10 protein-coding genes and 1 pseudogene are annotated in these 13,564 nt (G+C 68.4%); 5 read left to right on the forward strand and 6 right to left on the reverse strand.

Going from position 1 to position 13,564, the window contains the following annotated elements; all coding sequences use genetic code 11:
* Positions 1-26: 26 nt before the first annotated feature.
* The 3 genes and pseudogenes from AC3ANJ_RS05835 to AC3ANJ_RS05845 form a co-directional block, all read left to right on the forward strand.
* The gene (locus tag AC3ANJ_RS05835; RefSeq protein WP_488318657.1) at positions 27-3,455 is read left to right on the forward strand and encodes a hypothetical protein; all 3,429 of its coding nucleotides are present in this window, start codon (positions 27-29) and stop codon (positions 3,453-3,455) included.
* Positions 3,456-3,561: 106 nt separating this feature from the next.
* Positions 3,562-4,134, forward strand: coding sequence for a hypothetical protein (locus tag AC3ANJ_RS05840; RefSeq protein ID WP_488318658.1), 573 nt, complete (start codon positions 3,562-3,564; stop codon positions 4,132-4,134).
* Between the two features lie 63 nt (positions 4,135-4,197).
* Positions 4,198-4,368 (forward strand): annotated as a pseudogene (locus AC3ANJ_RS05845) (HNH endonuclease family protein); the annotation flags it as partial.
* 11 nt (positions 4,369-4,379) lie between these two features.
* On the opposite strand, the gene AC3ANJ_RS05850 reads toward AC3ANJ_RS05845, so the two are convergent.
* Entirely contained in the window at positions 4,380-4,586 is a 207-nt protein-coding gene (locus tag AC3ANJ_RS05850; RefSeq protein WP_406246075.1) for an AsnC family protein, read from the reverse strand.
* Positions 4,587-4,679: 93 nt separating this feature from the next.
* On the opposite strand from AC3ANJ_RS05850, the gene AC3ANJ_RS05855 reads away from it, so the two are divergent.
* Entirely contained in the window at positions 4,680-5,711 is a 1,032-nt protein-coding gene (locus tag AC3ANJ_RS05855) for a S66 family peptidase (protein WP_488318659.1), read from the forward strand.
* Between the two features lie 81 nt (positions 5,712-5,792).
* On the opposite strand, the gene AC3ANJ_RS05860 is transcribed toward AC3ANJ_RS05855, so the two are convergent.
* The 5 genes from AC3ANJ_RS05860 to AC3ANJ_RS05880 all read right to left on the reverse strand — a co-directional run bounded on the left by AC3ANJ_RS05860 (position 5,793) and on the right by AC3ANJ_RS05880 (position 12,358).
* Positions 5,793-7,247 (reverse strand): MFS transporter, encoded by a 1,455-nt coding sequence (locus tag AC3ANJ_RS05860; protein ID WP_488318660.1) that lies wholly within the window; start codon positions 7,245-7,247, stop codon positions 5,793-5,795.
* Between the two features lie 88 nt (positions 7,248-7,335).
* Positions 7,336-9,072 carry a glycoside hydrolase family 35 protein gene (locus AC3ANJ_RS05865; RefSeq protein WP_488318661.1) on the reverse strand — a complete coding sequence of 579 codons (1,737 nt, stop codon included), beginning with the start codon at positions 9,070-9,072 and terminating at the stop codon, positions 7,336-7,338.
* Between the two features lie 78 nt (positions 9,073-9,150).
* Positions 9,151-10,506 carry an ABC transporter substrate-binding protein gene (locus tag AC3ANJ_RS05870; protein WP_488318662.1) on the reverse strand — a complete coding sequence of 452 codons (1,356 nt, stop codon included), beginning with the start codon at positions 10,504-10,506 and terminating at the stop codon, positions 9,151-9,153.
* Positions 10,507-10,548: 42 nt separating this feature from the next.
* Positions 10,549-11,439, reverse strand: a complete 891-nt coding sequence (locus tag AC3ANJ_RS05875) for a carbohydrate ABC transporter permease (protein WP_488318663.1) — start codon at positions 11,437-11,439, stop codon at positions 10,549-10,551.
* A gap of 1 nt (position 11,440) precedes the next feature.
* Positions 11,441-12,358, reverse strand: coding sequence for a carbohydrate ABC transporter permease (locus AC3ANJ_RS05880; RefSeq protein WP_488318664.1), 918 nt, complete (start codon positions 12,356-12,358; stop codon positions 11,441-11,443).
* Between the two features lie 160 nt (positions 12,359-12,518).
* Here AC3ANJ_RS05880 and AC3ANJ_RS05885 point away from each other — a divergent pair, with 160 nt between their 5' ends.
* Positions 12,519-13,505, forward strand: a complete 987-nt coding sequence (locus AC3ANJ_RS05885) for a LacI family DNA-binding transcriptional regulator (protein WP_488319236.1) — start codon at positions 12,519-12,521, stop codon at positions 13,503-13,505.
* The last annotated feature ends 59 nt before the right edge of the window (positions 13,506-13,564 follow it).

The raw sequence follows: 13,564 nt of genomic DNA on the forward strand, positions 1-13,564 counted from the left end.
TCCGATCGTCCTGGCCGGATCGCAAGGTGAGCGTCATCCTGCTCCCCAGCGGGGAGCAGGGCGAAGCGCTGCTCGCGCTCGCCGGCGAGTGGACCAGGATGGGGCTGCTGGGCCCTGCGCTCTGGGTGCGCCCCGAGAACGTGCGGCGTGCGCGGTCCGGCCCGCCGCGCATCGGCGCAACGATCCTGGTGCTGGATCGCGAGCACCGGCTGACGGCGGTCGACGTCGATCTCTTCGAGTCGCTGGCCAGGGAGAGCCTCGCTCTCGTGCGGCTCGTGAAGCTCCGTTCGGCCGTGCCGTCGCGCGAGGTCGACGCCGAACAGGATGAGATCGCCGAGCAAGTCGGGGAGTACCTCGTCAAGGCGATGCCCATGGCGGTGCCGACCGTCAGCATCGCCGACCAGCCGACGGACCTCTCGCGGCTGACGCTCATCTGCGCACCCACGGAGTTCCAGCTGCAGCAGCGCGTCGACTGGGCGGCGTCGGAGTACGGCACGGTGGTGGTCGCTTCGCCGGAGGACCGCTCGACGCCGTGGTCCGGTGACGCGTTCGTCCGAGACAACGACCGGTTCGTCGGCTTCGCGCTGATGCACCTCGCCAGCGTCGCAGGACTCTGGAACGGCGCGGGCGTCGGCAGCTTCGAACTCGTGCAGCGGGAGGCCTCCAGTCACCAGAGCGTGTGGGTGTCGCGCGTGTTCCTCAACGCCGTGATCACGGAGGCGCTCGGTCGTCGGACCGCGGCACAGGTGCTCGATCTCGCGAGCCGAGCGGACTCGCTGCTCATCGATCCGAGCGCCGGTTCGCCGCCCACCGGGACGGCATTCATCGAAGACAGTCTCGTCCCCGGCTACGTCGAGCAGATGGTGTCCGCCTCGATGTCGCTCGATCAGGGGGCGCTGAGTTTCCATCCGATCGAGGAGGAGCGTCAGCCCGGCCGCGCCCGCATCGGCATCGGGGAGCAGCTCCGGCGCTTCGGCTCCTTCAGCGTCGACAAGCTGGCCTCGATGCCGCGATGGACCTGGCGCTGGATCACCTCCCGGACGGGCAGGGCGCTGACCCGCCAGCTGCAGTCCGACGACGGCACGCACATCGTCGGCCAGGACTACGACACCGTGCTCGATGCGCGTGACGCGCAGCTCATCGCTCGGCGCGACGCGATCTTCGACGCGGAGAAGGCTGCGCGCGCGGCCATGGCGGCACCTGTCGGGGTCGGCGGTGTCCGGACCACACCTCGCCTGTGGGCGCGCCTGCGCGAACTGGTCTTCGGGTCTCTCGACGGCAGCTCGGATCTCACCGAGTTGGGATTCGTGAAGATCGAGGAGAAGGTCCCGGTCTTCGGGCGCGTCTCGGATGTGTTCCCCGACCCGGACGATGCCTGGACGATCGAAGAGGGACCAGCGAATCTCCCGGTCCCGGTGGATTGGTACGTGCTCGCCTCAGGTGAACCGCGCATCCACCTGGCGGCGTGGGCGAGTGCCGGTGTCGGCGAGGCGCAGCAGGCCGCGAACGAGGTAGCGGCGGCCGAGCACGCGTTCCGACTGCTCCCGGAGCCGGTCTCCGCCCGTGAGACGGTCGCTGACGCGGTGCCTGCGACCCGTGCGCCGGCGGACTCGGGTCCGGCGGACTCCCCGCTGGCCGCGTATGCGGTATCGGAATCCGGAGAAGTGGCGGCTCCGGCCGCGCCGTCCGCCGACTCCGACGCGGAGGAGCCGGCTGCTCCCGCGGAGTCGGAAGCGGAGTCGGATTCCGGCGGGGGTCCGGATTCGGTGGAGGATGCCGAGGCGACCGAATCCTCGGACCCCGCAGCAGAAGCCGATGCCCTCGAGACGGACGAATCGGCGGTTCAGGACTCGCCTGAGGACGCGGAGGCGGGGGTAGCCGCGTCGACCGATCGTGCGCCGGCACCTCCGGCACCTCCGGCACCTCCGGCGCCACAGGCGGCATCCGCGCCCGAGACGCCGGAGCAGACGGCGAATCGCGAGCACCGCGAGCAGATGCAGCGCGAGATGCGGGTCCAGTGGGAGGATGCCAGGGCTCGCCGTGACGCCGCGGCAGCACGCGCTCGAGCGGCAGACGCCGAACGTCGCCGCCGTGACGACGCACTCGCCTCCTACGACAGCTGGGCGGTCGCCCGGGATCGCTCCTTCACGTGGCGCCTGCTCTCGACGCTCAACGCCGACCGCACGGCGGCGCAGACCGCGGTCGCCCGCTACGCGCGCGAGATCGACCGCCTGCGGGCGCCGATGCCTGGTGAACTGATCCGTCTGCGCAAGGCGTTCCACCGGCGGGTGCTCATCGCCTGGCTCGTCATCATCGCGGCCGTGGTACTGGTCGAGCTGCTGCCGCTCCTCGTCCCGCAGATGCGCGAGACCGTGAGCCGGGTGGGATTCTGGTATCCGGACACGTGGATGACCGTCGCCCTCGGTGTTGTTGTCGGAGCACTGCTGACGATCGGGTTCCTCGCGGCCTATCACCGGGGATGGTCGACGTTCCAGCGTCACGTGGACCTCACGCACGCACACCTCGAGCACATCTCGGAGGCCTCGCGGCACGCGAGGCGCGAGCTCGCGCGGCTCTCGTCTCTGCATCGTCAGACCGTCGATTGGCTCGACCTGCTCGCCAGGGCCGTGCATCACCCCTGGGCGATCCGACCGGAGTGGGAGTCGAAGCCCGACTACGAACTCGCGCGGGAGTCGCTGCCGTTCGCCATGAACATCGGCACCGTGATCGAGACGGACTACGCGGCCGCGACGCGACTGCGCCGGATGACCACAGAGCATCTGCTGCGCCGCGGGTGGCGCGCAGACGCGTTCCGGGACCTCGTGCGCGAGGTCGGCGCCGAACTCGGACAGGACGGCGCCTCGTTCGGCGTCGGAGCGCTCGACGACGACCTCCCGCACTCCTCGAACAACGCCAGACGGATGCTGCGCGACGCGATGTCGCAGGAGTCGGTCCTGACGCGCGTGGCGGCACCACGACTGCGGGAGTTGATGGGGGAGATCCAGCGGCATTCGCTGCACGGCAGCAAGCCGAGGGTCGCGGCGATCGACGACAACCCGCTGAGCGCGCTGGTGCACATGACCGACCCCGTCGGCATCGACGAGGGCATCGCCTGGGATGACTTCCTGCTGGATTCACTGGCCGGTCGTCGGGAGCCGGTGACGCCGCTCAGCGCGACGTGGCTCGCCCAGCGGCAGGTGCAGGAAGGACACCACGAGAACGTCACCAGCTACCTTGTGATGCCGGATCGCCTGGAGCGGCAACTGGGCTTCCACGACGGCGCGAAGGTCGTGACGGCTCCGTTCCGCGGTTCGGGGCGCGCCGGGATCGATCTCGTGTGGCGTGTGGATGTCGCAGGTCCCCTGCCGATCGGCGCGATCGGTCTGTGGGAGGCGGCTCCGCAGCGCACGGTCGCCGTCGAGATCGATCCGGACACCTACGACAGCGGCATCTGACGTGGCACCGACTCCGCCCCCGCGTCGGCCGGGGGACGACGAACGTGCGCGTGAGCGCGCGGCTCCGCCGGCTCGCCCGAGTGCGGTGACGCACCACGGTCGAGCGATGCGCGGCGCCGGTCGACGCCGACGCGGAATTCCTCCGCGGGCGCGCGCGTGGTGGGGCATCGGCACCGCTGTCGTGATCGTCGTGGCGGTCGCGATCGGCATCGGCCTTGCGAACCCCGCATCGCCGCCCGCGGCCGGACGACCGGCCCCGGTCGGGACGCCGTCCGCCTCCGCATCGGAACCGGATGCCGAGGAGACCGCACTCGCCGCGGCATCCGATCCGACCGTCGAGGCCGACCCGACCGATCCCGAGACGCCGGCGCTCGGCACCCTGGCGGGTCTGGAGGCCGTCTCGGGGTTCGCGCCGTCCGACTACGACCGCGACCTGTTCGGCCAGCGGTGGGCGGATGTGGATCGCAACGGCTGCGACACGCGCAACGACATCCTGGGCCGGGACCTGTTGAACCCGGTCTTCAAGGCGGGGACGCGCGAGTGCAAAGTGCTCGCCGGCGACCTCATCGACCCGTATGACGGGACGGCGGTGTCGTTCGTCTCGGGTCAGAACACGTCGGTGCTGGTGCAGATCGATCACGTCGTGGCGCTCGGATGGGCGTGGGGGCACGGCGCTTAAGCCTGGAGCGACGAGCAGCGCACGGTCTTCGCGAACGATCCGGAGAACCTCGTCGCGGCCTCACAGCGCACGAATCAGTCCAAGAGCGCTTCGGGGCCCGCCGACTGGCTGCCTGCCGAGCCGACGCTGCGCTGCGCGTATGTCGAGCAGTGGGTCGGGGTGCTCGACGCGTACGACCTCGGCATCGGTGACGAGGACCGCGCTGCCGCCCGAGCCGTGCTGCAGACCTGCTGATCGCGGGCGGGCTACGCCCGCCCGAACCGGCGGTGCGCGGCCTGCTTGCTCACGCCCAGAGCACTGGCGATGGCCTGCCAGGAGTAGCCGGCGGTGCGTGCCCTGCGCACCTGAGCCTCCTCCGAGCGCGCGATTTCGCGGCGCAGATCGGCGAGACGATGCAGCTCGGCGATCGGTTCGCCGGCGGGGTCCGTGGCGTTGGCGGTGCGGGTGTTCATGATTCGCCTCCTGCATGTCAACTTACGTTGACGATCGAGATCTGTCAATGTTCATTGACGATCCGATACTCGATGTCGTGATGGGATGGACGCATGCACATCCCGCCCAAGCTCGCTTCCGGTGACCGCGTCGCCGTCCTGTCGCCCGCGTTCGCTGCCCCGGCCGTGGCGCCTGCGCTGCACGAGCAGGCGCTGCGTCGCCTGACCGAAGAGACCGGCCTCATCCCGGTCGAGTATCCGACGACCCGGATGCTCGACGCGAGCCCCGAAGCACGAGCCGCCGACGTCAACGCGGCCTTCGCGGATCCGTCGATCCGCGGCATCCTGGCGACGATCGGTGGAGATGACCAGATGCTCGTCGTCCCGCACCTGGATGCCGCGCTCGCCCTGGCCGACCCGAAGCCGTTCGTGGGCTACAGCGACAACACCAACATCCTGAACTGGCTGTGGGGTCTCGGCATCGCCGGGTACTACGGCGGCTCGACGGCCGTGCACCTGGGCCCCGGCCCCTCCGTGGACGAGATCCATCTGCGGTCGCTGCGAGCCGCGCTGATCGACGGCGGCGAGCTCGAGGTCACCGAGCCGGGGGAGTCAGAGGACGTGGGTCGCCGATGGGAGGATCCCCGCGCGCTCTCCGAATTCGGCGATCGCTCGCCTACCGAGCCCTGGACGTGGGCCGGACCTCGGCTCCGCGTCGAGGGACGCACCTGGGGTGGGTGCCTGGAGGTGCTCGACGGACTCGCGTGGGTCGATCGGCTCCCCGCAGCATCCGATCTGGAAGGCTCGGTCCTGCTCATCGAGACGAGCGAGGAGCGCCCGAGCGCCGGCTGGGTGGCTCGGTGGCTGCGCGGGCTCGGCGAGCGAGGCATCCTGACGGCCGTCGCCGGTGTCGTCGTCGCCCGCCCGCCGGTCAGCGACTTCGAGTTCCACCCGACGGATGCCGAAGCGCAGGCGCTGCGCGACGCGCAGCGGGACGCCGTGGTCGACGTCATCGGCCGCTACAACCCGGATGCCGTGGTCTGCGTCGGCCTGCCGTTCGGGCACACGCGTCCGCAGTGGATCCTGCCGTACGGCGCCACCATGGTGCTGGACGGCACCGCGCGCCGCGTCTTCGCGCGCTACTGACGGCGGCGTTCGAATCGCTCGACTGACCCGTGATCGGGCCGAAGAAGGGACAATCGAGCGATTCGAACCGGCGGGAGACCGCTACAGCGTCGCGCCGACCCCGAGATCGGACTCGTAATCGTGGTCCTTGGTCTCCGGCGTGAAGATCAGTGCGATGAACGTGAGAACGCCCATCGACGACAGGTACACACCGACCAGCCATGGTTGGCCGTCGACCAGCGCCCACAGCGCCACCGCGATGAACGGAGCGACCGCGGCACCGAGGATCGACGACACGTTGTAGGCGATCGCGGATCCGGAGTAGCGGACGTTCGTCGGGAACAGTTCGGGCAGGAGGGCTCCCATCGGCCCGAACGTGGTGCCCATCAGCAGGAAGCCGAAGATCAGGAACGCCTGCGTCAGCGCGCCGGTGAACTTCGGATCGGTCTGCGGCAGCAGGAACGTGTTGAACAGCAGACCGAACACGATGATCGCGCCTGTGGTCCACAGCAGCAGCTTGCGGCGGCCGATGGCGTCGGCGATCGGCCCTGAGAGCAGCGTGAAGATGCCGAAGAACACCACGCCGATGATCTGCATGAGCACGAAGTCGGTGTAGCCGAAGCCGAGGCCGGGGTAGAACTGCGCGGCGAACACAACGGGATCGAATGCCTTGCCCGTGGCCTCAGCGGCGGCCTGGGCGGCGGCGGATGCGGTCTCGAGGTCGGCCGGCTTCGTGCCGTATGTCAGCGTGAAGTTCGTCATCAGATAGAACAGCACGTAGGTCGCGAGCATGATGAACGTGCCCAGGATCAGCTGCTTCCAGTGGAACCGGAACACGGTCACAAGCGGGAGCTTGCGGATCGCCCCCGAGTCGGATGCCTTCTTGAACGTGTCGGACTCGACGAGCTTCAGACGCACCCACAGGCCGATGATGACCATGACGGCCGAGAACAGGAACGGGATGCGCCAGCCCCAGGCCAAGAACGCCTCGGACTTCAGCGCCGGGTTCTCGCTGTGCGGCAGCATCCAGTTGATGGCCAGGAACAGCACGTTCGCGATGATGAAGCCCAGTGGTGCACCCAGCTGGGGGAACGAGCCGTACCAGGCGCGCTTGCCCGCCGGAGCGTTCTCTGTTGCGACGAGCGCGGCACCGGACCACTCGCCTCCCAGCGCGAAGCCCTGGGCGAGACGCAGGATGAGCAGCAGCAGAGGCGCCACCCAGCCGATCTGCTGGAAGGTCGGCAACAGGCCGATCACGAAGGTCGCGATGCCCATGGTCAGAAGAGACGCCACCAGCGTGGCCTTGCGACCGAACTTGTCGCCGAAGTGCCCGAACACGACCGCGCCGATCGGACGGGCGACCATCGCCGCGCCGAACACGGCGAACGACGCCAGCAGCGATGCGGTGTCGTTGTCGCTGGGGAAGAACAGCACGGGGAACACGAGCACGGCTGCTGTCGCGTACGCGTAGAAGTCGTAGAACTCGATGGTCGTGCCGACCAGGCTCGCGGTGATGACGCGCGAGCGGGGGTTCGCCGGCTTGGTGACGGAACTCATGGGGCCTCCGGTGTGCTCGTGTGGGGAAAAGAGCACACCGGAGTTTACGCCCGGCTGTGCATTCCCTGTGGGATTACGACGTGTCGCGTCACTCGCTGAGGTCGCCGAGGGCGGCCTCGGCGACGAAGGAGGCGACCGGCTCCAGTACGTTCTCCAGTTCGAGCACGACGATGCGGTTGTCGCCGGCGCGGGTGACAGAACCGGGCACGAACAGCGTGCGCTGCGGCCCGTTGCGCCAGTAGCGACCGAGGAAGAAGCCGTTCACGAACGCGTACCCCTTGCTCCACACCGAGGTGTCCAGGAACAGGTCAGCCGCGGCATCCAGCGTGAAATCGGCCGTGTACGCGACGGGGCCCTCGCCCTCCGCGGCGCTTCCGACAGCGATTCCCGCCGCGATCTCCGCCACGTCCAGCGACGTCGACGTCCATCCGCCGAGCGCCACGCCGTCCAGCAGGGGAGCGCCGATCATGCCCTTGTGCTCACCCAGACGGTGGTCGTAGTTCACCCGACCCTGGTCCTCGACGAGGATGCTGAGGCGCCGGCCGGCGGGCAGCTCGATGGCGCGGTCGTGGCGGGTGCGCGCGAGCGTTCCGACGCGCTTTCCGTCGACGCTCACCCAGGCCAGATCGCGGATCTCTTCGTCCACCCGCAGGATGCCGCCGGCGAAGCCCTCCGGCAGCTCGGCGTCGTAGCGCACCAGGGCGCTGAGGTGGCCGAGGTCGTCGAACGAGGCCGGCTTCTCGGAGGCGGGTGCGGTGGCTGCGGCATCCGTCCACGCCCCCGCGGGCAGCAGCTCGACGGAGAGCTCCGGTGCGGGCCGCGCCGCGGGCGGGACCTCGTCGGGGACCGGTGCGTATTTGGCGATGACGTCGCGCAGAGCGAAGAACTTCGCGGTCGGGTTTCCGGCTTCGTCGAGCGGGGCGTCGTAGTCGTACGAGGTCACCAGCGGAAGATAGCGGCCCTTGTGGTTCGCACCGTTGGTGAGACCGAAGTTCGTGCCGCCGTGGAACATGTAGATGTTGACCGAGGCGCCGGCGGCGAGCAGGGCATCGAGGTCGCCGGCCGCAGCGTCGACATCGGTCGTGTGATGCACACCGCCCCACCAGTCGAACCAGCCGTCCCAGAACTCGGAGCACATGAGTGGACCGGTCTTCTGGTGCCTGCGCAGCGTCGTCAGGCGTTCGGTGCTGCGGGAGCCGAATGAGCCGGTCTTGTGCAGTTCGGGCAGGCTGCCGTCCGCGAGCATCTGGTCGGTGGGCTGGTCGACCGTGGTGAGCGGCACCTCGATGCCGCAGGCTCGGGTGAGCCGGACGAGCTCTTCGAGGTAGGCCTTGTCGGAGCCGTAGGCGCCGTACTCGTTCTCGATCTGGACGAGGACGACCGAGCCTCCGCGATGGATCTGCCGCGGCTCGACGATCTCGTACACGCGCTCGAGGAACCCGGTGACGTCGGCGAGATACGCCGGATCGGAGGAGCGCAGCGTCCGCTCATCGGCGTCGACCCAGGTCGGCAGGCCGCCGTTGTGCCACTCCGCGCAGATGTACGGACCTGGGCGGACGATCGCGTCCATCCCCTCGGCCGCGACGAGGTCGAGGAATCGGCCCAGGTCGTTCCAGCCGGTGGCATCCCACTCGCCGCGACGCGGCTCATGCGCGTTCCAGGCGACGTAGGTCTCGATCGTGTTGAGCCCCATCAGCCGGGCCTTGCGGATGCGGTCCTGCCACTGGTCGGGGTGCACGCGGAAGTAGTGCAGCGCGCCGGAGAGGATGCGGTGCGCAGCGCCGTCGCGGAGGAAATCGGTGTCGCCGATGGAGAAGGTGGTCACGTGCCGTGCTTTCGGAGAAGAGGATGGGTCGGGGTGCGGGCGCCCGAAGACCGAGCGCGCGCACCCCGACCCTGGATATCACTTGTTGACGGAGAAGCCCTGCTCATTGCCGTACTGCTCGAGCGCGTCCTGCCAGTCCGCGAGGCCGTCGTTCAGGTCGGTCCCGTTCTGGTACGACTGGCCGACGGTGTCGCCGAAGATGCTGTTCGCGTACACCTGGTAGGGCAGGTAGTTCCAGCCCTCGACCACGTCGTTCGCTGCGGCGGCGAGCACTTCGTTGATCTTCTGGCCGCCGAAGTACTCCGGTGCGTCGGCGAGGAACTCCTCGTCGGCCAGCTCAGCCGACGTCGACGGGAAACCGCCGGATTCGAGGAAGATGTCGATGCTCTCCTCGCTGTTGTTCAGCCACCACAGGAAGCCGGCAGCGAGCTCGGGGTTCTCGCTCTGCTTCGTCACGGCCTGGCCACCGCCGCCGTTCTCGGCGCTGGCCGCTTCGCCGTCGTAGGTCGGCATCGGTGCGACGCGCCAGTCACCCGCGCCGTCGGGGGCGCCGGAGATCAGGTTGCCCGGCATCCAGGCGCCGATCACGAGCGTCGCGATGCTGCCGTCGCCGAGGCCGCGGAACCACTCGTCGCTCCAGCTGCCGGTGGGGGCGATGAGGCCCTCCTCTACGAGACGGTTCCAGTTCTCTGTCCACTTCGCCGAGCCCTCGTCGGCCAGGTCGATGGTGACGTCGGTGCCGTCCGTTGCGAACGGCTGGCCGCCGGCCTGCCAGATCATGCTCGTCGCGAAGCCGGCGTCGCCGATGTCGTTGGTGATGTACTTCGTCGGGTCGGCGGCGTGGATCGCCTTGGCGGCCTCGTAGTACTCGTCCCACGTCGCGGGAACGGCCAGACCGAGCTCGTCGAAGACGGCCTTGTTGTAGAACAGCGCCATGGGGCCGGAGTCCTGCGGGAGGCCGTAGATGGCGTCGCCGTCCGTCACGGAGTTCCAGGTGGACGCCGTGTAGTCGTCCTCGAAGTCCGAGAATCCGTACTGCGAGAGGTCGACGAAGGCGTCGGTCAGCGCGAACTGCGGGAAGGCGTAGTACTCGACCTGGACGACGTCCGGCGCGCCGGAGCCCGCCTTGATCGCGTTCTGCAGCTTGGTGTACTCGTCGTTGTTCGTTCCGGCGTTGACGACGTTGACCGTGACGTTCGGGTACGCCTTTTCGAACGCGGCGGCCTGGGCCTCGGCGGACGGCGTCCACGACCAGTACGTGATCTCTCCGCCGGCTTCGAGCGCGGCCTCGACGGAGGAGAACGAGCCGTCGCCGGCTGCGCCGCCGTCATCGCCGCCGCCGGTGCTGCAACCGGCCAGTGCGAGGGCCGCGACCGTCCCGGCAGCGACCGCCGTGAGGGTCCGCCGGAGGGCGGGGGAGGGAAGGTGCTTCATTGCTGTGTCCTTTCGTGGTGGTGCATTCAGGGGAGTCGAGGGCTACTGCTTGACGCCGCCGGCCGTGAGACCGGACTGCCAGAAGCGCTGCAGCATGAGGAAGGCGATCACGATCGGGATGATGGTGATGAGCGAACCCATGATCACGAGGTTGTAGATCGGTTGGGATCCGGCGCCGATGGCCTGCGCGCTCCACTGGTTCAGGCCCACGGTCAGCGGATACCAGGCAGGGTCGGAGAGCATGATCAGAGGGAGGAAGTAGTTGTTCCAGGTCGCGACGACCGTGAACAGTGCGACCGTCACGATGCCGGGAGCCAGCAGGCGCATCGAGATCGTGAAGAACGTCCGGAACTCGCCGGCGCCGTCGATGCGCGCGGCTTCGAGCAGCTCGGTCGGGATCGATTCGGACGCGAACACCCAGATGAGGTAGAGCCCGAACGGGCTGATCAGCGATGGGATGATCACCGCCCACGGCGTGTTCGTGAGCCCCAGCTCGCTGAAGAGCAGGAAGGTCGGAACCGCCAGCGCTGTGCCGGGGACCGCCACCGCGCCGAGCACGATCGCGAACACGGCGCGTCGACCGGGGAAACGGTACTTCGCGAGTCCGTAGCCGGCCATGGTCGCCAGTAGCGTCGCGCCGCCCGCGCCGACGACGACGTAGAGCAGAGTGTTTCCGAGCCACCGCAGGAAGATGCCGTCCCGGTAGGTGAAGGTCTCCACGAGATTGTCGAAGAACGCGAAGTCGTCGGCGAACCACAGGCCGAACGAGCTGAACAGGCCCGACTGCGTCTTGGTCGAGGCGAACAGCAGCCACACCAGCGGGATGAGCGTGTACAGCGCGTACGCGATCATCACGATCAGCAGCGTCTTGGACTTGCGCGGGTTCAGCGGGTCGTTCTTCCTGCGTGCGTCGCGGGCGAGGGGGAGAGCCATCTCAGCGCACCTCCGGGTTCGAGCCGCGCAGCTGCACGACGTAGGCGATCACGGCGGTGATGACGCCCATGATGATGGCGATGGTGGCCGAGTAGTTGAACTGCTGCCCGGCGAAGGACAGGTTGTACGCGTACATGTTCGGTGTGAAGTACGTCGTGATCACGTTCGGCGCGAGCGGCCGAAGGATGTTCGGCTCGTTGAAGAGCTGGAAACTGCCGATGATCGAGAAGATCGTGGCGATCACGAGGGCGCCGCGCACCGACGGGATCTTGATCGAGAAGATCGTCCGCCAGGCGCCGGCGCCGTCCAGGGCGGCGGCCTCGTACATGTCGGTCGGGATGGTCTTGAGCGAGGAGTAGAAGATCAGCATGTTGTAGCCGACGAACTCCCACGTGACGATGTTGCCGATCGAGACGAGCATCCACTCCTTGGCGAACGGCGTGATCGCGTCGATGCCGAGGAAGTCGTTGATGTTCGCCGTGAGACCGAACTGGTCGCCGTAGATGTAGCCCCACATGAGGACGGCCACGACGGCCGGCACCGCATAGGGCAGGAAGATCAGGATGCGGAAGAACGATGCTCCGCGCAGCCGGGCGCTGTCCAGCGCGAGTGCTGCGGCGAGAGCGAGCACCAGCATGATCGGCACCTGGATCACGAGGAAGATCGCGACCCGTCCGAACGCCTCCCAGAACTGCGAGTCGGTCAGGGCGCGCACGTAGTTGTCGAAGCCGACGAATGCGGTCCCGCCGACGAGCTTGTCCTGGAAGAAGCTCAGATACAGCGCATAGAGGAGCGGGGTGAGGAAGACCAGGGCGAACACGACCATGAACGGGCCGACGAAGGCCCATCCCTTCCAGTCGCGCCGTTCCCGGCGTGGTGTACCGGTGGCCGCTGGCGCTGCGGCGAGCTGTGTCGTCATCGACGAACCTTCTTACGTTGGTGGGCGCGACGTGCGCCGATATGTCAACGTCAACATATGCGATGCGGTGCTAGTGTGTCAACGTCAACACATGAACGGATGAATGATCGTGTCCCCAGAGCTTTCGGCAGAGTCGCCGCAGCGCAGACGTGAACCGTCGATGGAGGACGTCGCCAGAGCGGCCGGCGTTTCAGGGCAGACCGTGTCGCGTGTCGTGAACGCGCGCGGCTACGTCGGTGCCGCCACGCGCACGCGGGTCGAAGAGGCCATGCAGCAGTTGGGTTATCGGCCCAACAGCGCGGCGCGGGCGCTGCGCTCCGGGCGATTCCGGGCGATCGGCGTCGTGATGTTCTCGTTCAGCTCGTACGGCAATCAGCGCACGCTCGATGCGATCGCAGTTCGCGCGGCGCAGGCCGGATACGCGCTCACGCTCATCCCGATCGAATCCAGCGCTACCGAGACCGTGGCGGGGGCATTCCGCAGGCTCGAGGAGCACGCGGTGGACGGCATCGTGATCGTCATCGAGGCGCACCAGTTGGACGAATCGGCGGTCGAGATCCCCGCAGGGGTGCCGATCGTGTTCGTCGACTCGAGCCGGGAGAGCACGCGCCCGTTCGTCGACACCGATCAGGCGCAGGGCGCTCGGCTGGCCACGGAGCATCTGCTCGGGCTCGGCCATGAGACGGTGTGGCACGTGGCGGGTCCGGCGAAGTCGTACTCCGCCGAGCGTCGTCGGCAGTCCTGGCAGGAGACGCTCGAGGCGCGCGGATGCCGCGTGCCCGAAGCTCTCGTGGGGGACTGGTCGGCCGACTCCGGCTATCTCGCCGGCCTCAGGCTGCGCGACGAGCCGGACGTGACCGCCGTCTTCGCTGCGAACGACCAGATGGCGATCGGCGTGCTGCGTGCGTTCCGCGAGGTCGGCCGGGACGTCCCAGGCGAGGTCAGCATCGTCGGCTTCGACGGACTGCCGGATGCCGCGCAGCTGTGGCCGCCGCTGACGACCGTCCAGCAGCATCCGGAACGCGTCGGCGCGGCCGCGGTCGACCTGCTTCTCGCCGAACTGGACGGTGAGACCACGACCTCGATGCCTCTGATCGGCACGGAGCTCGTCATCCGCGAGAGCACGGCTCCGCCGCGCCCCCGTTGACCGACCTCAGCCGCACGGTCCGTTTCGACTCGGGGCCCCTCGTTCGTTGAGCGAGCGGA

Source organism: Microbacterium sp. STRO-1N (assembly GCF_057748015.1).